Annotated in this window: 10 protein-coding genes; 6 read left to right on the top strand and 4 right to left on the bottom strand. The window is 48.9% G+C overall.

From position 1 onward, the window contains the following. Positions 1 to 41: 41 nt before the first annotated feature. The 4 genes from NG792_RS16805 to NG792_RS16790 all read left to right on the top strand — a co-directional run bounded on the left by NG792_RS16805 (position 42) and on the right by NG792_RS16790 (position 9,195). Complete coding sequence (locus NG792_RS16805; protein ID WP_261236143.1) at positions 42 to 5,183, top strand: PAS domain S-box protein; 5,142 nt, start codon at positions 42 to 44, stop codon at positions 5,181 to 5,183. 295 nt (positions 5,184 to 5,478) lie between these two features. Further along, positions 5,479 to 5,628, top strand: coding sequence for a hypothetical protein (locus NG792_RS16800; protein WP_261199065.1), 150 nt, complete (start codon positions 5,479 to 5,481; stop codon positions 5,626 to 5,628). Between the two features lie 473 nt (positions 5,629 to 6,101). Continuing rightward, positions 6,102 to 7,616, top strand: a complete 1,515-nt coding sequence (locus NG792_RS16795) for a diguanylate cyclase domain-containing protein (protein WP_261199064.1) — start codon at positions 6,102 to 6,104, stop codon at positions 7,614 to 7,616. Between the two features lie 199 nt (positions 7,617 to 7,815). Next, entirely contained in the window at positions 7,816 to 9,195 is a 1,380-nt protein-coding gene (locus tag NG792_RS16790) for a GTPase family protein (protein WP_261236142.1), read from the top strand. On the opposite strand, the gene NG792_RS16785 is transcribed toward NG792_RS16790, so the two are convergent. Both NG792_RS16785 and NG792_RS16780 read right to left on the bottom strand, forming a co-directional pair. Continuing rightward, positions 9,185 to 13,429: a WD40 domain-containing protein gene (locus NG792_RS16785; RefSeq protein WP_261236141.1), complete on the bottom strand. Its 4,245-nt coding sequence runs from the start codon at positions 13,427 to 13,429 to the stop codon at positions 9,185 to 9,187. The two genes, NG792_RS16790 and NG792_RS16785, sit on opposite strands and share 11 nt — an antisense overlap. A 34-nt stretch (positions 13,430 to 13,463) precedes the next feature. Next, the gene (locus tag NG792_RS16780; protein WP_261199061.1) at positions 13,464 to 13,610 is read right to left on the bottom strand and encodes a hypothetical protein; all 147 of its coding nucleotides are present in this window, start codon (positions 13,608 to 13,610) and stop codon (positions 13,464 to 13,466) included. Positions 13,611 to 14,132: 522 nt separating this feature from the next. Between NG792_RS16780 and NG792_RS16775 the strand changes: the two genes are divergently transcribed. Next, entirely contained in the window at positions 14,133 to 16,001 is a 1,869-nt protein-coding gene (locus NG792_RS16775) for a protein kinase domain-containing protein (RefSeq protein WP_261236140.1), read from the top strand. A 147-nt stretch (positions 16,002 to 16,148) separates the two neighbouring features. Here the strand turns inward: NG792_RS16775 and NG792_RS16770 are convergent, their stop codons facing one another. Together NG792_RS16770 and NG792_RS16765 are read right to left on the bottom strand one after the other, a co-directional pair. Continuing rightward, positions 16,149 to 17,531 (bottom strand): ATP-binding protein, encoded by a 1,383-nt coding sequence (locus NG792_RS16770; protein ID WP_261236139.1) that lies wholly within the window; start codon positions 17,529 to 17,531, stop codon positions 16,149 to 16,151. A 394-nt stretch (positions 17,532 to 17,925) separates the two neighbouring features. Continuing rightward, positions 17,926 to 19,056 (bottom strand): GGDEF domain-containing protein, encoded by a 1,131-nt coding sequence (locus NG792_RS16765; RefSeq protein ID WP_261236138.1) that lies wholly within the window; start codon positions 19,054 to 19,056, stop codon positions 17,926 to 17,928. Positions 19,057 to 19,696: 640 nt separating this feature from the next. On the opposite strand from NG792_RS16765, the gene NG792_RS16760 reads away from it, so the two are divergent. After that, positions 19,697 to 20,782 carry a permease gene (locus NG792_RS16760; RefSeq protein WP_435387586.1) on the top strand — a complete coding sequence of 362 codons (1,086 nt, stop codon included), beginning with the start codon at positions 19,697 to 19,699 and terminating at the stop codon, positions 20,780 to 20,782. Positions 20,783 to 21,262: the final 480 nt, after the last annotated feature.

Raw genomic sequence — 21,262 nt, 5'->3', positions numbered from 1 at the left:
TGAAGTCAGAGACTGGCTCACTCATTCGACCCTATTCTGCAATGAAACACCATCAAGAAGCCCTAGACGGCAGCGAAGGGCGATCATATCAACTTCTGGCAGCGCTACCCGTGGGGGTGGCTCTAATTAATCCTGAGGGCAACCTCGCCTATACCAATGATTATTTCCAGCAGTTGCTGGGGGGCGATGTCTTGGCTGTGGGGGAGGATTCAGGGCCGATGATTGCGCCCTGGGAAAGTCATCAACCTTGGCGGCGATCGCTTTTAGGAGAACCCCTGACCATTGAGAGGATCTACCAGAATCACAACGGTCAGAAAATCGCCCTAGAACTGCGCTCAGTGCCGGTTTGGGATGACAAGGGAGCGATTACGGGCGCACTGATGACGGTGGCTGATATTGGCGATCGCCTTGGCACTGTGAGCGAGGGTCCTGCTCCGGACTCCCCGGCGGAGATAGGGACTCCGGTCTCCCTTCCACTCACTTGTGAGAAATTTCAGACAACGGTTCTGGAAAATTCTGATATATTTATTTATTGTGCTACAATTTTCCCCAGTCACTCCTGGGAGTATCAATACTGTTCTCCTAGTGCCGAGGCAATTTTTGGATATCCATCGGCTGAGTTGTTAAGGCAACCGGGTTTATGGTGGTCGCACATTGACCCAGAAGAGAGAGCAGCGATCGTCCAACCGGCCTTAGAACAACTGGCGGCTGGAGATAACCTCACATTAGAGTATCGATTCCAGCATAAGAATGGCAGTTGGCGCTGGATTTCCCATACCTTCAGTGTTCAACCGGAAGTGGGGGCGGATTCCTGGAGGATCACAGGCATTGCCCTAGATATTACGGAATGGAAACAGGCCCAAAAAGCCCTTCAAGAAAGTGAAGAGCGCTATGCTGCGCTGGCTAAAGCTTCACCCGTGGGCATTTTCCGCACGGATCTCCAGGGCAATTGTCTCTATGGGAACGATCGCAGTTTTGAAATGATTGGCTTATCGGAACAAGAGTCAATGGGACCGGGGTGGACAAGGACCTTACACCCACAGGACCGCGATCGCACCATTTGTGAGTGGTTGAATTTTGTTGAGCATGGCATCCCCTTTAATTGTGAGTACCGCTTTCTGCAACCCGATGGCAGTGAACTTTGGGTGGTTGGACAAGCAGGAGTTGAAAAAGATGCAGAAGGAAAGCCCATAGGGTATGTCGGCACGATTACCGATATCACGGAACGCAAACAAGCCGAAGCGGCGCTGCAACTCTCGGAAGAACGACTCAAAGCGGTGTTACAGAATGCCTCCGTGCTGATTTCTAGTCTGCGGTTATATAGTGAGGAATTTTGGGAATATGAGTATATTTCCCCGGGAGCTGCGGCTTTAGTCGGATTCACGGCGGAAGAATTGTTAGCACAACCGGACCTCTGGCTATCTCGGTTACCGAGGGAGGATAAAGAGGCGATGGTGGGTAATTTAGAACGGGTTTGTGTGGAAGGGGCGATCGAGGTTGAGCATCGGTTTCGGCATAAAAACGGCCAGTTCCGGTGGTTATTGCAAACCTTAATTTCCCGCCGGGATGAAGCAGCTAACTGCTGGATGATTACTGCCGTCACGAGCGATATTACCGAACGCAAACAAGCGGAAAACCTGCTAGAAGATTACAATCGGACCTTGGAAATGCAAGTGCGCGATCGCACCGCTGAACTGGCTCAAATCAATCAACGCTTAGAGCAAGAAATTTGCGATCGGCAGCAGATGGAAGCCTCCCTCCGTAAGAGCGAACAGACGTTATCCGCCCTGTTGGAAAACGTTGGGGCCTGCATTTACCTCAAAAATTTAAACAGTCAATATACTTACATGAATCGCGTAGGGGTTGAATGGCTGGGCGGAGTCAAATCCGAAGTGATCGGTTTTGATGATTTTAAGTTTTTCTCCCCGGAAATGGCCCAGTATATGCAAGAAAAAGACCGAGAAGTGATTCAAACTGGATCAATTATTCAGTCTTTTGATATTGGAGTGGTTCAACATAGCAACGAATTACACCACTATTTAACCATCAAAGTTCCCCTCAAAAATCCCGATGGGACCATCTATGCCCTCTGTGGAATTTCCACGGATATTACAGAACTCAAACAAACCGAAGCAGCTCTACGTTTAAGCGAAGAACGGATTCAGGCCCTTTTAAATGCGATTCCTGATATGATGTTCCGGCAACGGATTGATGGCACGTATCTGGATGTAGAGTCTCAAAATCAGATTTTCAATCTCCCCCCCAAAGCGCTAATCGGCAAAAATTTGCGAGAGTTGCCCATGCCTGAATCCACCAAGATGGATTTGTTTGAGCGGTTCCAAAGGGCGGTGCAAACCGGAACCTTGCAAACTTATGAACATGAACTGGTACAAGAGGATGGAGTACATAGCTACGAAGCTCGCATTGTCAAAAGCGGAGTAGACGAAGTGGTTTGTATCGTCCGGGATGTCACGGAACGTAAGCGGGCAGAAGTCGCTTTACATGAAAGCGAAGAACGGTATCGCTCGGTCATTGCGGCGATGGCGGAGGGGGTTGTCTTACAGGAAGCCAGCGGGGAAATTCGCACTTGTAATGCGAGTGCGGAACGGATCCTCGGGTTATCTCGGGAACAAATGACGGGAAAAACCTCCTTAGACCCCGGCTGGCAAGCGATTCGGGAAGATGGAACTCCATTTCCGGGACATGAACATCCGGCAATGGTTACCCTAGCAACCGGGGAACCTTGTGCGAATGTGGTCATGGGTGTGCATAAACCCGATGGCAGCTTAACCTGGATTTCCATCAACTCGCAACCGTTATTTCACCTGGGGGAAGACCGTCCAGCAGCAGTGGTAGCCTCGTTTTCTGACATTACCGATCGCTTTGAGGTGCAACAGGATCTGCGCCATAGTGAGGCGCGCTATCGGGCGATTTTAGAGGACCAGACTGAGCTGATTGTGCGATTTCTGCCCGATGGCATAGTCACCTTTGTGAATGAAGCGTTTTGCCGATTTTTTGGGGTGACCCGAGACGAGGCGATCGCCCATCACTATGAACCGGCGATCGTGGCCGAGGACCGGGAATCTGTGGCCCAACTTGTGGAGCAAATATCCCCGCAAAATCCGGTGGTTACTTTTGAAAATCGGGCGATCGCCCGAGGAGAACGACGCTGGACTCAGTGGGTGACTCGCGGCATCTTTGACGAATCCGGGCGGATTTTGGAATACCAAGCGGTGGGACGGGATATCAGCGATCGTAAACAAATCGAAGAGGCATTAAGCACCAGTCAGCATTTTCTCCAAAAAGTGGCCGATGCCATTCCCCATATTTTATATTTGCGCGACCTTTCTACCAACACCAGCGTTTATCTCAATCAGCAATCCCTCGGTATTTTAGGCTACTGTCCCGCTGAACTCGGGGAGGCCAACCCTAAATGGGCTCTGGAACGCTATCATCCCGAGGATCAATCTCTCTTCTCCCAGGGAACTGCTCGTTTTCTCTCACTTCAAGATAGTGACGTCCTCTCTACCGAATACCGATTTCGCCACAAAAATGGGGACTGGCGTTGGTTGAATGCCCGCGAAGTCGTCTTTTCCCGATCGGCGGAGGGAACACCCTCTCACATTTTGGGTTCCGTTGAGGATATTACCCCCCGTAAACTCGCGGAAACCGAACTCGAACGGGCCAAAGATGCGGCAGAAGCAGCCAACCGCGCTAAAAGTGCCTTCCTCGCTAACATGAGTCATGAATTAAGAACTCCCCTGACGGCTATTTTAGGCTTTTCGCAACTGATCAGTGCGGCGGCTAATCTCACCCGAGAACAGCAAGAACATCTGAATATCGTTCGCAAAAGTGGGGAACATCTCCTCGACCTGATTGAACGGGTACTTGACCTCTCCAAAATTGAGGCGGGGACCATGACCCTCAGTGAAAATGATTTTGACCTCTGCAGCTTATTAGTTGATGTGCAGAATATGTTCTCTTTAAAAGCAAGAGAAAAGGGGTTAGCCCTCACGATTGATTCGGCAGTCAATGTTCCCCATTATATTAGAACCGATGAGGTAAAACTGCGTCAGGTTCTGATTAATTTGCTGGGTAATGCGATTAAATTTACCGCTGAGGGTCAGGTCTCTTTACGAGTCAGCAGAGTGGGTAAAGAGTCGGAAATCCCTGGGGTTACCGGTGGGGACTTAGCCAAAATTTGCTTTGAAGTTTCGGATACAGGAATCGGCATTGACCCGATGTACTTTGAACATCTTTTTAAACCCTTTGCCCAAACGGGGGTGAGGATTTATTCCCAAGAAGGAACAGGCTTGGGATTAAATATTAGCGCTCAGTTTGTCCGCTTAATGGGTGGGGAGATCTCGGTCCAAAGCAGTGGGAAATTCTATAGGGAGGGGGAGCCATGTTGTGAAATTATTACCGACTCCCCCTCCAAGTTGGGTCCCGTTACAACCTTTAAATTTGAGATTCCTGTCCGGGTTGTCACGGGGGGAGAAATTCCTGGAATTAACCCCCTTGTGCTAGTTCCCCCTATCCAGCGGCAACAACCGGGCTACCGAATGATTGTGGTTGATGATCACGATTATAACAGCCAATTGTTGATAGAAATTCTTCAACCTTTTGGGTTTGAATTAAAACGAGCCGTTGACGGTGCAGAAGTCCTGCAAATGTGGCAGCAGTTTTTACCGCATTTAATTTGGATGGATATGCGGATGCCTAAAATAGATGGGTATGAAGCTACCCGTCGGATTAAAGCGCATTGTCGAAATAATCCTCAAATCCCCGTTCCAGCAATTGTCGCGATTACCGCGAGTGGTTGGGATTTTGATAAATCACAAATTTTGGCGGCAGGTTGTGATGGTTTGGTTCGCAAACCCTTCCGAGAGGTGGAGATTTTTGAGGCGATCGCCACTCATTTAGGCCTATCACGGGACACCAATAGAACCCCAGAAACTGCGGGTTTTAAAGAGAAATCTATCTCACTGAAACCATCGGACCTGGCGAATATTCCTCGGGAATACCTGGATAGTTTACAGGATGGTTTAATCCAAGGGGATTTAGAACTGATTGCCTCGGCGATCGAACAAGTGGGTTTAGAAGAACCTGCTTTAGCCCAGGCCCTTTACTCTTTAGCTAATCAGTATCAATTTGAAAAATTACTGGCTTTAATTTTAAGGTAAAGTCCTCTTAATAGATTTTTAGTGATTAGAAATTTAGGATAATATTCACAAATTATGATAATGGATTATTCTAAATCTGTTGAGGCAATTCTGGTTAATCAGTTGGATAGGAACAGGGTGAATTTTGCTTAAGAATAACTTTTTAGTAGGGTTAAATGGCACAAGAGCTTTTTGACTAAATCAATTGAACGGGAAAAAACTGGAACGGGATAGTAAGGGGTTTGCGGGTAGACTTTTTGAGAGAAAAGTGGTAAAGTAAACATAGGGCTGGCAATGCGGGGAAAACAATCCAGTTATGCGGAGATCGGGCCAAGGTGGGGGAATCGGCGAACAAGGGGCGATCGCCTTCTTCGACCCCAAACCCTTACAGGGTTTAATCACTCCATTCTACGCGCGATGGGGATCACCGGAACTTCCTGGGGTTCACGGAAAGCATCGGGAATAGGACAATCCGCCCAATATCCCCTCTAGGCTAAGATCTAGGATAGAGGTACAGTATTTGAGCGATCGGGCAACAAACCCTCGGGCCCTAATGGGTTACGGATTAGCAGAATCTGGTGAAGAAACCCGGTTTGTCTTCCGGGGACTGAAGGGGGATCGTAGAGCCTTTGAGTATAGCATGGGAGATTCACCCCAAGGGATGGAAAAATCAGGGATAAAAAGCTGGATTGATTTTTCAAGCCCCAGAATCTGCTATTATTACCGTAAAAAGACAAGTTATCCCTGACTTTTTGATGAATGAATGTTGGATTTATTCAATTTTGTAATCGCTCCACCCCATCCCGGGGAAGCAGGAGAGGCTCGGTTTTGGACACAGGTGGAAAGGATAGAGAGTTAAAATAGAATTGTTCGACCTACCACTTTGGAAAAATTCAGGAGAGTAGTCCTTATTCTCAAGAGACAGGAGTGACTCAATCAATGATGAATCAGCGGTCTGCATCAAACCCTAAAGCTAATGTATTGGTGGTGGATGATACCCCCGTTAACCTTTTGCTGTTGAATCAAATCCTCTGCCGAAACAACTATAAAATTAGAGTCGCTCCTAATGGAAAAATGGCATTAAAATCCGTTATGGCTAATCCACCGGATTTGATTTTGTTAGATATTAAAATGCCAGATATGGACGGGTACGAAGTGTGTCGTCAACTCAAAGCAGACCCGCGAACGGAGGAAATTCCTATCATTTTTATCAGCGCCTTGGATGGGGCGATTGATAAAGTAACGGCTTTTAATTTAGGGGGAGTAGACTATATCACTAAACCCTTTGAGCCAGTGGAAGTTTTGGCGCGCATTGAACATCAATTGCGCCTGCGGGAATTGATGGTAGAGCTCAAGTCTCAAAATGCTCAATTGCAACTGCTATTAACGACGACTCAATCTATTAGTGAAGCGGGGGATATAGATTCGGCCTTAGCCATTATTTTAGAAAAACTTTGTCAAACCCTGGGCTGGGATTTTGGGGAAGCCTGGATGCCGAATGACTCCGCTACGGAACTGGTATATGGACAGGCGTGGTATGGGAATGATGCCAAACTTGCAGAATTTCATGATTCTAGTAAAACCCAGGAGATTTTTCAAGGCCGGGGATTTGCGGCTAGGATTTGGCAGGAGCAAGATTTAAAATGGATTGCTGATGCCTCTCAGGAAGAGTCAGAACTGTTTTCTCGGGCGGATATCGTCGCAACTGCGGGACTAAAAGGAATGCTGGGTATTCCCATTTTGCTGCGGGATAGTACCACGGGGAATAACTCAGAAGTGTTAGCGGTTTTAGTGTTTTTTCAAAAAGATGAAATGCAACCGGACCGGCGATCTCTGGAATTGCTCCAAGCCGTGGCCAGTCAGTTAGGCTCAATGATTCAGCGTAAAAAAACCGAAGCAGCTTTAAAAAAAGCCAATTTAGAATTAGAACGGCTGGCTCATCTGGATAGTTTAACCCAAGTTGCCAATCGCCGCCGCTTTGATGAATATCTCGATTGTGAATGGAATCGCGCACAACGGGAAAAACAGCCGCTTTCCTTGATTTTATTCGACCTTGACTATTTTAAAGCCTATAACGATTACTACGGACACCAAGCGGGCGATCGCTGTTTGCAACAAGTAGCCCGGTCCGCAGGGAGTGCAATTAGCCGCAAGACCGATTTACTCGCTCGGTATGGGGGAGAAGAGTTTGTGATAATTTTACCGAATACCAATGGTTCCGGGGCGCTTAAGGTGGCCGAAACCATTCGAGTTCGCCTCAAACAGTTGCAAGTACCTCACTTAGATTCCCGCGTCAGTCCTTGGGTCACCGTCAGTCTGGGGATCGGCACCACGATTCCCACGGACTCAGAGAAACCCGAATCGTTAATTGCTGTCGCCGATGCCGCCCTCTATGAAGCCAAATCCCAAGGACGCGATCGGGCTATCCTTAAAGCACTCCTCCCAGACCCTTGACCCCTCAAGGGAGGGAAGGTTCAGCCCAGAGGGCGGGCTTCCTAGAGCATTTTTCCAGCTAATCCCTCTAATTGGCTCAACTTGCGATAAAGTAGTCCTGGGGTCTCACCCGTTCTCGGGTCAACCCCCAGAAAAAATCCCGACTGCGGAGGCGGGTTTTTCATCAAGGCAGCATCGATTCCTCGTTTTTATACAACAGATGAGTGAGCAACGCGAGACTGATTCCCCCATACCCGATTCCCATCCGTCCCCCGAACCGACGGAGAATCTCACCCAGGAATCGGCAAAATCAGCAGAATCAGCCCAAAAATCCTGGACCGATCGCCTTGGAGAAGTGTGGAATCAGGCCACAGACCGCCTAAAACAACTCTCCCTAGGCGATCGCCTTCCCCAATATCGCCTTCCCCAATATCGCCTTCCCCAATATTTTCAGGATTGGTTCAGCGTCAGCGAAGACCGAGTAGCTGAAATTTTGACGGCAGTTCGCGCTCAACTGCCCACCACCGAGGCCCTATTAATTGGCAAACCCCAAGCGGGCAAAAGTTCCATCGTCCGGGGACTCACCGGGGTTTCAGCAGATATTATCGGCCAAGGATTCCGTCCCCACACCCAACATACAGAACGCTATGCCTACCCCTCCAGTGACCTGCCGTTACTGATTTTTACCGATACCGTCGGACTCGGGGATGTCAACCAAGATCCGGAGGCGATCGTCCAAGAGTTAGTCGGGGATTTGCAACAAGAAACGGGTCGGGCCAAAATCCTGATTCTCACGGTGAAAATCAACGATTTTGCTACGGATTCCCTCCGCCAAATTGCCCAACAGTTACGCGTCGCCTCACCTCACATCCCTTGTTTATTGGCGGTGACCTGTTTGCATGAAGTCTATCCCCCCAATACCGAAGACCATCCCCCCTATCCCCCGGATTATCCTTCGGTGAATCGGGCGTTTGAGTCGATTAAAGCCGGGTTTGGCGAAATTTGCGATCGCGCCGTTGCCCTGGATTTTACCCTAGAAGAAGATGGCTATACTCCGGTATTTTATGGCTTAGAGGCTCTCAGCGATGCCCTGGCCGACCTCCTCCCAGAAGCCGAATCCAGCGCCATTTATCAACTGTTAGACCAAGGCGCAGGGGAGGAAATTGGCACGTTGTATCGAGATGTGGCTCGACGGTATATTTTAGCCTTCTCCATCATGGCGGCCACCCTCGCGGCGGTTCCCCTGCCCTTTGCCACTATGCCGGTCCTGACGGCGTTACAAGCCTCAATGGTGGGATTGTTAGGCCGACTCTATGGACAAACACTCACGCCATCCCAAGCAGGAGGAGTCGTCAGTGCGATCGCCGGTGGATTTGCCGCCCAGGCGATCGGGCGGGAATTAGTCAAATTTGTGCCAATTTTCGGCAGTGCGATCGCCGCCTCCTGGGCCGCCGCCTATACTTGGGCCCTCGGTGAAGGAGCCTGTGTGTATTTCGGGGATTTAATGGGCGGTAAAAAACCCGACCCGGACAAAATTCAAGCCGCCATGCAAGATGCCTTTGACTCGGCTAAAGAACGATTTAAAGGCATTAATCGTTAAGGTTTTGCTCGATCGCCCCTAATGCTTTCAGGGTAGCTTTTTGAGCCTCGGTTAATCCCCGGGCCCCGGTAATATTCATCCCAGCGTAGGGTTTATTCACGATCGCCTGTAAGCAATCTCCTGACTCCAACTCCCACACTTTGATTGTTTCATCATAACTCCCGGAAACCAGCCTTTTTCCATCGGGATGAAACACCAGAGATAACACCGCACTCCCATGTCCATCTAAGGTTTTGAGGCAGTCTCCCGTTTCTACATCCCAGAGATTCACCGTACCATCTTCCCGGCCAGAGGCGAGGGTTTTTCCGTCCGGGGAAACCGCCACCGCCCAGATGGAGTTTCCTTGACCCTGTAACGTTTTCAGGCATTTACCTGTTCGGAAATCCCACAGGTTCATTGTGCCATCCCCGGTCCCAGAAACCAGGATTGTGCTATCGCTACTAAACGAGAGAGAGACTACCCGACTGGTATGCCCGGGTAAGGGGTTCATCCCCTGTTCCGTTTGCAAATCCCAGAGTTTTACGGTAGAGTCCGCACTCCCACAGGCCAAGGTTTGACCATCGGGGGATAAGGCCATCACTTCACCAAAACTGGGGGGTTTCCCAGGGTTCGTGAGATTCTCACCCGTTTGGATATCCCAACGGTGGAGAGTGCCATCATCGCTAATACTTGTGAGGTAATCTCCAGTAGAGGGAATGGCGAGGGATAGCACTTTACTGGGATGTCCCTGCCAGGTTCTCAAACATTCGCCGGTGGTTAAATCCCAGACTTTGACGCTGCGATCGGCACTGCCGGAGGCGAGGGTGTTGCCATCGGGGGCGAGGGCCAAGGACCACACGGCACTGGCATATCCTTGTAACGTTGTGAGGCATTCTCCCCGAACGATATCCCAGAGTTTCACCGTTTCGTCATCACTTCCTGAGACCAAGGTGCGGCCATCGGGAGCAATGGCCACAGTTCCCACGCGACTATTATGCTCCGGTAACCGATGTACACAGTCCCCGGTGGTCATATCCCAGACTTTCACGGTCCCATCGGCACTCCCGCCGATGAGAGTGCGGTTATCGGCAGCAACTGCTAAGGACCAAACGGAACTACTCTGTTCCTCTAAGGTTGTATGACAGTTTCCGGTGGTTAAATCCCAGAGTTTCACCGTTCCTCCCGCACTACTGGAGGCGAGGGTGATGCCATCCGGGGTGATTGCTACGGATAAAACCCACTCTGTATGTCCCTCTAGGGTTTTGCGACAGACGCCGGTTTCCACATCCCAGAGTTTCACCGTTTGATCTGCACTACCGGAGGCGATGGTTTCGCCATCGGGGGTCACGGCGACCGACCAGATGATGCTACCATGTCCGTATAAGGTTGTATGACAGTTGCCGGTTTCTAAATCCCAGAGTTTAAGGGTGCGATCGTTACTACCGGAAACGATAGTTTGGCCATCAGGGGTAACGGCAACTGCTCTCACAAAATGGCTATGACCTTGCAAAGTTTGTAGACAGGTCCCGGTCCGGACATCCCAAGTTTTGACCGTCCCATCATCGCTACCCGAAACGAGGGTTTTGCCATCGGGGGTGACTGCCACGGACCAGACTGCCGCCGAATGTCCTTGGCACAATACCAAGGGTTTACCCTCGACTTGCCACAGATAAATTTCTCCATTGGCATCTCCCGTGGCGAACCACTCCCCATCGGGACTAAATGCTGCTGATAAAACCGTTCCAAATACGGTAGTAAAGGTACAATGTTTTAAATTAGCTTGAGCTAAATTGACATTCCGTAAATTTGCCGAAGTAAAATCAGCCCCTAAGATGACCGTATCTTGGAGGTCGCTATTATCCAGGGCATTGGGGTCAAGTTTTAAGAGTAAAGTCACGGCATTTCCGCCTAGATATCTGGCTTCATTTTCACATTGACCTTGGGTGGATTGGACTAATTGCAATAAGCGACTTTTGGTGGTTTCTCCAGGGTCAACACTGGGCAATAATAGCTCTAACACCGCTTGGGTTAAGGGCGCTTTGCCAAAGGTTTGGGAGAGTTCGGATGCCGGGGGAAACTGTTTGAGGTCTGCAAATTCCGCAAAATCCGGGGCTAAAATGCCCAATTCTACGGCAAATTTGTAGGCAACAAAAAACTCTAAGAGTGAGCGATGGGCGGGAGTATAGTCCCCTTCTGCATTCCGAATCAGCATGGTTTGAGCCATCATGTCATAATGCCAGTGGTCTAAATCTTTTTGTTGTTGGACCACGGTACTGAACAGGCGACGCAGGCGATTGGGAAATTCCCGGAAATTGAGACTCATGCGATCGCTGGAGAGCATTTCCCAGGACAGTTCGCAGAGGAAATATAATTTATCCGCCATTGAGGTAAAAGTGCGCTCGGTTTTAATATCCCGTTCCATTTTGCGGCGCACGGCATAAAAGTAAATTCGGGATAAATCAATGGGTTTCCCTGACTCAATTTCCGGTAATGCTTCTAAAATCAACTCAATCATGACCGGACGTTTTGCCAAATCCAATAATTTGGCATTTTTCATGACTTTTTCCACCGTTGCCACTGTTGCCCGCTTGCTAATCACATCGCGGATTTGGGTGGAATTAAGTTTTTCAATTTCCAGGACTTCAAACTGAGGAGTTGCCCCAATTAAATTGGCAGTGGATGCTTTTAATTCTGCATTTAAAAGGGCGCGTCCTTCTTGAGCTTCGGGAAAATGTTCTGTCCGACAGGTGAGGATAACTTTGGACCCGGGAACGACAACTTTGGCGAGTTCCCAAAAGTTATTAATCATTTGTTGGCGATCGACTTTGGCTGCCATTTCATCAAAGCCATCAAAAATTAATAACAATTTCCCCATGCGATTCAATTGCTCAAAGGCGGAATAACCGGGTAAGCCAATTTCATGCTGCCGGAAAAAGAATTCTGAAAACAAGGATTCGACACTGACAGCTTTGGCATAATCCCGTAAGGGAATGACTAAGGGCAGACGGGGACGGGGAAGTCCTTCTTCTTTGGCAGCGCGATATTTCTTAACTGTTTCCCAGGCATAATGAAGGGCAAACCAGGTTTTGCCGGTACCAAATTCCCCTAAAATTGAGATATGTTCTTTGGCTGGATCATCCACCCAGCGGTTGATATAGCGATCGATCCAGCCGTTGCGTTCATCGTACCGACTTTTAGCAATTCGTTGATGAGTAATCGGGTCTAGTTCTTCTTTGGTGCAGGCCAGGGGGACATATAACCGTTCAATGTCGCGCTGCATAACTTCGGCTTCTAACCAGTCGATATATCGACTAAAATCTGCTACTTCGTCGATGAGTTCGTCAAAGGTGTAGCAAAATAAAATTTTCTCATTTTCAACAATATCTACTGCTGCTTGACTAATCCGCCTGGGGGCAACTAACCAGCCTTCATCGGCTTTTTGAATATCCACGGATTCCCGTAAATGATTGACATCACTAATGGTAACTTCTCCTTCAATTCCCCGGACTACAATGCGATCAAATCCGCGACGGGCGCGGATATTAATAATCCATTCAAAGTAAGTTTCGGTTTGAACTTCATAAGACTCGAAGTCATATAATGCTTCTAGCCAGTTGCGTAATTGCCGCGCAAATTCTGAATTAAAGCGGGGTTGGGTTCCGGCAGCCGGAAGAAGGGGGTCGGGCTCGCTGGCGGTGAGTTTGGCAATTTCTTGGCGGATGTCTTCTAGGGCATTAAGGTTTTCCAGGCGCTCTAAAATTTGGCTGGTATTATACCGCAAATCTTCAATTTTGCGAAATTCCAAGACTTCGGCAGGGGTGCGGGTGCGGTGGGCAATTTCCATAAAAATACTGCTAAATTTCGCCAATTCCCGCTGATAGTCAATATGGCTTTCCCGAATTTTATCTCCCAAGGCAAAGCCATCGATATAGGATTCGGCTTCGCTGAGGAGGGTATAAGGGTCGTTGCGATCGAAGGCTTTGCGAAAGCCTTGATAAATTGCGTTTTGTCGAAAGAGTTCGAGGACGAGTTGGAGTTGGTCAAAGTCGAAGTTATCGAGGTTTTGAATGCCATATTCAACTAAGGCATACCGATACACTCCGGTAAAATCTGCCGGAGGATGGTCAGTATCAATTTGAAATTTTTGGAGTAATTTAATAACTAATTCGTTGCGTCTAGCGGTATTAATGATGAGGGGAGTGGCAACGCGAGCGATCGCCAGAATCGCCCGAACGATCTCGTCAATTCCTACCATAGTTTTTTCCTCGATCTTCGATGGCTAATAACCTCTAGGTGGAACAGCAATGGCTGTTTAGGGAATCGGGGGTGGGTTCGGGTCTCAAACCCTGAATCCGTCGCGGGTGGGGTGGATCTTCGGTGGCGATCGCGGCCCGGATCATCACTGGGGGCAATGAGGTTACGGTGGAGTCCCTCATCAAAACTAGCGCAATTTTCCCAAGTTAGCCTAGGGTGGGTAACCCGCACTCGATGAGAAAGTGGGAAAAATCAGTTAAGCGCCCTCTGTCTATTCTATTCGGTCCCCAGAAATACTCAATCTACCTCCGGGCCTTTGGACTGGATTGAGGAGGGGAGAGGTAACCCCCCAACCCCCTTCCCCTGACGGGAAGGGGGAGAATCAAAGCCCCTCCCCTCTGAGAGGTCTGTTTCTGCCATTTCCCAACCGAGTCCAGACCCCCGGCAGGGCGATCGCATCACCCAAGCACCGGAACCCGGGGCTTACCCCCCCCCAAAAACCCTTACCCTAAAAGCCTTTTACTCCCCTGAAGCCGACTAAAAAGAGCGCGAACAGGTGGGAATGTAGGGGTAGAGAATGCCCGTCTGGGAGACCTGTGGTTTGGGACCCTCATCGGTAATCTCTCCCATTAGGGCCGATATGCGATGTTTCAGATTAGCGAACCAAGATTTAACATAGAAATAACCGCTTGGGAAACTTATTGATGAGTTACTGTCCGAATCCCGATTGTCCGAATCCGATAAATCCTGACCTGACGATGTTTTGTCGCGCCTGTGGTACCAAGCTGGTGTTGGGACAACGGTATCGTTTGGTCAAACTCATCGGGACGGGAGGGTTTGGTAGAACGCTGTTGGCACTGGATGAGTTCAAACCCTCGAAACCGCAATGTGTGGTTAAGCAATTTTATCCCCAATCCCAACAGAATGCGGAGAAGGCGAATCAATTATTTCAGCAAGAGGCTATTCGCCTGGAACAATTGGGAAAACATTCCCAAATTCCGGAACTGTTTGCTCATTTTGAACAGGAAAATCGGCAATATATTGTCCAGGAATTTATTGACGGACAAAATTTAACCGAGGAACTCGCCGAACAGGGTCGATTTTCTGAATCGGCAATTGTTAGTTTGCTGGAAGATTTATTGCCGGTTTTAGATTTTGTCCACAAAGGTCAGGTGATTCATCGGGATATCAAACCGGAAAATATTATTCGGCGTCGTCACGATCGCAAGTTAGTGTTGGTCGATTTTGGGGCGGCGAAATATGCCACCGGAACCACTCTGAATCAAACGGGGACGACCATTGGCACGAAGGGTTATGCGGCCCCGGAACAAACTTTTGGCAAGGCGGTATTTGCCAGTGATATCTACAGTTTGGGGGTGACTTGTATTCACTTGTTGACGACCCGGGAACCGTTTGAGATGTATGATGCAATGGAAAGTACCTTTGTCTGGCGGGAGTATTTAGGCATCAACAAGGTGAGCGATCGCCTCGCAACGGTCTTGGACAAGGCGATCGAAGGTAGTGTGAGGCGGCGCTATCAATCCGCTGAGGAACTGATCGCCGGGTTGAAGGCCACCCCCCCCAAAGTGAGTAGGACCATCACTCCTCAATCCCGATCGCCTGCACCCACGCCTCCACGGGCGATCGCTACGGTGCGTGTGAGTACGCCTCCGGTTACGGTGTCGGAAATTGGCAGTTTGAAGGGACATGGTGCGCCAGTCAAAGCGGTGGCCATTAGTGCTAATGGTCAACTGTTAGTCAGTGGCAGTCGTTCGGGGATTAAATGGTGGCAACTCCATGAGGGACAAGAATTGCCCACCCTGCGCAGCAGTTGGCCCGAGGAACCCTTTGCTGGGGTGAGTGCGGTGGCCTTTTCCCCCGATGGACAACTGTTGGCCGCAGGCAGTGCCGGGGGGGCGATCGCCTTATGGGATGTGACGTTACGGCGGATTCTGCGCCTGCTCAAAGCGCCATCGGGGGTCAAGTCTGTGGCTTTTTCCCCTGATGGCCGACTGTTGGCTGCTGGAGGAACTGATGGGGCGATCGCCCTCTGGGAGACGGCTTCTTGGCGGCTATTTGGCCCTTTGAATGGTCATTCTGCTACAGTCAACTCCGTGGCCTTTTCTCCCGATCGCCGCACTTTAGTCTCGGGAAGTGAGGATACTTCCATTGTGTTCTGGGATGCGACGACTCAGGAGGATAAGCAGACAGGATGGGGACGCTCAGGGGCTGTAAATGCGATCGCGATTTCTCCCTGTGGTCGCTTCCTCGCCAGTGGTTGTGCGAATCGCACAATTTTGTTATGGGAACTGCCCTCGGGACAGCAAATCGGCACGCTTACCGGACATTCCAACGGGGTCAATTCCGTGGCTTTTTCCCCCGATGGAGCAACCCTTGCCTCGGGCAGTGATGATACTTCCATTGTGCTATGGGATGTGAAAACTGGACAAGAAAAGCGTACCTGCTGGGGGCGATCGGGGGTCGTGTATGCCGTCGCCTTTACTCCCGATGGCAATACCCTCGTTAGTGGCACCGAGGATACTACGGTTAAAATTTGGCAGTTGCGGGGATAATCTTCACCCCACCCCAACTCGGGTTAGGGGATTGCAAAAAATAAATCATCCAAATGTTTGTAGTAACCCCTGAAGGGGTTTCTTTAAAGATGACTCGGTGAAGGAGTCACTACGAACGTTTTGAAGGGTTTATTTTTTGGAGTTCCCTTATTCCTCGTCCAGTCTTAACTCAACCTCCGGTTTTCTGTCTAAGAGCAAGATAATTTCAAATTCAGTTCCTATTCCCTCTTGGGAGTTAAGATTGATTTGACCCTTATGCTTATCTCGGACAATTTCATTACTAATGGCTAATCCTAATCCCGTCCCTTTTCCCACGGGTTTGGTGGTGAAAAAAGTATCAAAAATCCGCTGTTGAATTTGAAGGGGAATTCCCATTCCATTGTCGGCAATCCGGATAATCACTGCGGATTGGTCTTCACGGTTGAGCAATTCGGTGGCGATCGCTAACTGAGGCGTCCAAGTTGGATTTTTATTCAAATTCTGGGCTTCTTTTTCTTTCCGTTCTAATAAAGCATCAATGGCATTTCCCAACAAATTCATAAAAACTTGGCTCAACTGTCCCGAATAACAGTCCACTAACGGCAAGTCTCCATAATTTTTGACTAGATTAATATCATACTTGATTTGATTGTTTAAAATCAACAGGGTACTATCCAAGCATTCATGTAAATCTGCTGGTTTACGCGCCGTTTCATCCAAATGGGAAAAGTTTTGTAACCCGCCGACAATCTTCGTGAGTCGGTCTGAACTCACCACCAAAGATTGCACCAGCTTGGGTAAATCTTTCCGTAAAAAATCTAAATCAATATTCTCGATGGTTTCGGCAATTTTGTCCGAAGGAGTCTCCATTTCTTCCTCATACACCGACACCAGTTCTAACAAATCTTGACAGTAATTGGCTAAAAATCCCATATTTCCGGAAATACAATTCACGGGATTTTTAATTTCATGAGCAATCCCCGCCACCATCCGCCCTAAAGATGCCATTTTTTCCGTTTGAATGGTATGGGAACGGGTTTGCTCTTGCAGCATCTGGGTGGTGAGTTCATAGATTTGCGATTGGGCGATGAGTAACTGATGAACGTCTAAGAGGCGATAGACATTTGGTTCCATCTCGACTACAATCGGTTCATAGAGAAACTCCGGCGATCGGCCTAAAGATTGCCTTGCCGCCATCCCAATAGGCAGATAGCTAGGAAAGGTAAGAGGCTCAATTTTGGTAAAGTTATGTAAGGCTTTTAACGGTCGTCTGGAGAATAATTCTAACCCGTAGGGGCGACTCAAATGTTCCAAAAATTTCCGACGGGAAATTGTGCCGACAAACTGACCTGAGTCGGTTAAAATAGCCCCGGGAAGCAGGGGGTTTTCGGCTAAGGCTTTCGCCAAGTCGGAGCCGGGACAGGTGACTTCTATGGCAAAATCAAACAAAGTCAAATCGGCGAGGGTGGAGTCTAAATTGAGTTTACCAACCAGTCGCTCTGGGGTAAGGGGAACGAATTGTTCTAAGTTTTCCACGGATGTTGCCAGCATTACGGGTTTCCTCGTGAGGGACGATGGGAATCATGGGGAATTTAAAAGTTATTTATTTTACAGAATTTACTTATTTTACAATAACTCTCCCCTCTAGGTTAATTCATTAAAAAAGTTTAATTTAAAATTAACCGGGAATTAACCTAGGGACAGGAGTTAAGAATTAGGCCCAAAAACCTGCTGTCCCTAATTCGTTACGGATTAGCAAAAAATTGGTTAAAACCTCCGGGTTTCTTGTTTGTATGATACCCCAATCCTAAAGGAAGTTTGATAACCGGCTCAAAAAGAGGGAGGGATGAATTGAGGAACTCCTGTTAAGCTGCAGAGATTTGTAAATCCTTAGATGGGGATAAGTCCCCAGGCAAACCGGGTGGGGTTCAAGGTGGCGGATTTGTTAATTTTCGTGACAAATGGAGCAGTCACGGCCCTCTTGCTTGGCCCGATAAAGGGCCTGATCTGAGGAGGCAATGAGACGTTCTAAGGAGTCATGTTTTGTGGGGATAACCGTAGCAATACCGATACTGAGGGTGATGCGATCGCAGACTGTCGAGTTCCGATGGGGAAGATGGAGGGTTGCAAGGGCCTTACGGATGCGACTGGCAACGGCGATCGCCCCATCGGCAAAGGTATTGGGCAAAATTACGGCAAATTCTTCCCCGCCATATCGCGCCACTAAATCCTCCCGACGACTGCCACATTCTTTTAAAACTCGTGCCACTTGTTGCAAACAGTGATCGCCTGCCTGATGTCCGTAAGCATCATTATAACCCTTAAAAAAATCAATATCGCATAACAGCAGAGATAGGGGTTTTTTCTCCTCCGTGAGACGGTCCCATTGTTGAGACAGATAGCGATCAAACATTCGTCGGTTAGCGACTTGGGTTAATCCATCTAAAGTCGCCTGCCGGTGTAACTCTTGATTGGCAACTTCCAGTTGTTGATACAGTTTTTGGAGTAATTCTGTGGCTAATTCGTGAATGTGGGCATGGGCGAGTAATAATTGATGTACGTCCAACAAGCGATAGGTCCCCGGGGCGATTTCCACTACAATGGGTTCATAAAGCAAATCCGGCGATCGCGACAAAACTCCCTGAACTGCAGCGACAATGGTTACGGAACTTTTAAACCGTAAATATTCAATTTGAGTAAACCGATATAAAACCTGAATTTGCCGTTTTAAAAACAATTCTAACCCGTAAGGTCGGGAAAGCTGCTCAAAAAATCTCCCCCGAGAAATCATCCCGACCAGTTCACCTTCCCCCAGCAAAATCACCCCAGGCAACAGGGGATTTGCATTAAACGTTTCCGCCACTTCCCGTCCCCTAACTTCCGCATTCACTTGATAATCATAAAGGGAAAGTGCGGATAGAGTTGACTCTAAATGCAACGTTTTCATACAGACGCGATCGGACAGCAAGAATAATGAATCTGGGGAAGACTGATTCAAGATAGAAGAGTTCCCCAGATCCATTGGACTCGATGTATAAACTTTCATGTCTTCTCCATCATTTAGAAGGTTTAGCATTGTCTATTTCAGGGGTGAGTTAGCCCGCCTGGATGGTTGAGCCGCGAGGGTTCACCGGGATTGGATAGAGTTGGTCCGTGGATTTGCGGTCTGAAACCCCAGGCGATTAGGTACAATAATGGCAAAATTCGGATAAGGATATCGTAAACTGATCGAGGAGATTTCTGGGCAATCCTACAGATTTTTTAATGTTTTGATCCAATTACTTCAGGGGATGAGGATTGGGAAGTATTTTTTTTTTATAATTCAGGAATTGGATAAAATTAAATTAAATTTCCTTTAATGTTTTGTTAAACTTTAAATCTATTTCAGCTAGTTTTCAATCATTCGTTACCCGGAGGATTCCCAGGGGTGGACCTGGAAAAGCCCACTGCCGGGGTGGCACTGGACCCTGGACAAAGTGGACTGGGGATCAGCCCCAGGTTTTCCCTCGCACCCTGTAATATAGTGAGGATGGTTTGCACTTGGCTCCAATCTCAAGAGCATCCAGAGAATTATTCTGGGTTCATTGCCGTTCCTTGACTGGGAGGATTGACAGCAAATGGCGACCCCACCCTGTAAACAATGGGGACTGATTAGGGGACTTTCCCCGGGTTAATTGATATCTAAGCTCCTCACTGCGAAAAATAGGCCCAACCGCATGATGAATCAAGTACACAACGCCTTTACCCTGTTTATGAGTCTGCTTGTAGAGGCTCTGCCATTTTTGCTCCTCGGGGTGTTGTTTTCTAGTGCACTGTTGTTGTTCGTCGATGAAACAAAGCTCCTTTCATCCATCCCTCGCAACCCGGTCCTCGGGGCGTTAATTGGGAGTTCCATCGGGTTTCTGTTTCCCGTTTGCGAGTGTGGCAACGTCCCCGTGGCGCGACGATTACTGATGCAGGGAGCCTCCCCCTCAGTGGCGATTGGGTTTTTACTGGCGGCTCCCACGGTGAATCCGATTGTGATTTGGTCCACTTGGACGGCATTTCGGGACCAACCCGAACTGGTGGTGTTGCGGGTAGTCTTTTCCCTGGCGATCGCCACGATTATTGGCTCAATCTTTAGTTGGCAAAAAGATTTAACTCCCTTCGTTCAACCGATGGTTGCAAGGGCGATGGCTCAATCTTCCGAGGCTAAATCTGATAAGATCCGCACTCAGGATATGTCCTCGGATGCGCCACTCTCCTCACCCCTGTTACAGTCAGGAACCTTTTTATTAGGGACCCCAGGCAGTCCCCAGCGCCTCGATGCCACCACGATGGAAACGGTATTATTGGCATCGAAAGCGGGAAATTTTGGGGGTGCAGGGGCGGCCCTTCCGGGCGATCGCCTGTTTTCCCAGCGCCTGCGCTTGTTTGTGGAGAATGTCATGGCTGAACTGCGGGAACTCGGAGGGGTCCTCGTCTTGGGCAGTGCGATCGCCGCTATCATTCAAGTGGCCGCACCTCGGGACTTAATTATCAGCTTAGGACAAGGCCCCGTGACTTCCATTATTGCTATGCTGGTTCTTGGCGCTGTCGTGTCCATTTGTTCCACCGTGGATGCTTTTTTTGCCCTCTCCTTTGCCTCCACCTTTACCACCGGCTCCCTCTTAGCCTTTTTAGTCTTTGGACCGATGATTGACATCAAAGGTATCGGACTGATGATGTCAATTTTTAAGGTAAAACCCCTGGTTTACTTGTTCTTAATTTCAGGGCAGTTAACCTTTTTACTCACCCTGGCTTATAACTTGAAATTTAGCTAGGAAAAATTGGGGATAAAACTGCATCTCCGGTCCCCTCCCCTTAGCAAGGGGAGGGTTAGGGTGGGGTCCTCCTGACGTGGCGCCAGTCACGTCAGGAAGAATGAGTGGGTAGAGGGTGTCGGCGGTGACGGGCGATCGCTCGTTACGAAGAAAGAGGTTAGCACCAGGCTCCATACAGGCGCACTCATCTCAAAGAGTGCGTGAGGTGGCGGTAAGCGCAGCTATCCCGTAGGGAATCGTCCAAGAAGAACCCCACCCTAACCCTCCCCTTGCTAAGGGGAGGGGACCGGAAGTGCAGTTATGTGTGAAAAACCTACTTTCAAGAAGAACCCCACCCTAACCCTCCCCTTGCTAAGGGGAGGGGACCGGAAGTGCAGTTATGTGTGAAGAACTTACTTTCAATAAGAACCCCACCCTAACCCTCCCCTTGCTAAGGGGAGGGGACCGGAAGTGCAGTTATGTGTGAAGAACTTACTTTCA

Source organism: Laspinema olomoucense D3b, from assembly GCF_025370785.1.
In the GTDB taxonomy this organism is placed as follows: Bacteria; Cyanobacteriota; Cyanobacteriia; order Cyanobacteriales; family Laspinemataceae; genus Laspinema; species Laspinema olomoucense.
The sequence above is the reverse complement of the archived record's forward strand: the minus strand, read 5'-3'. Positions and strand labels throughout refer to the sequence as shown.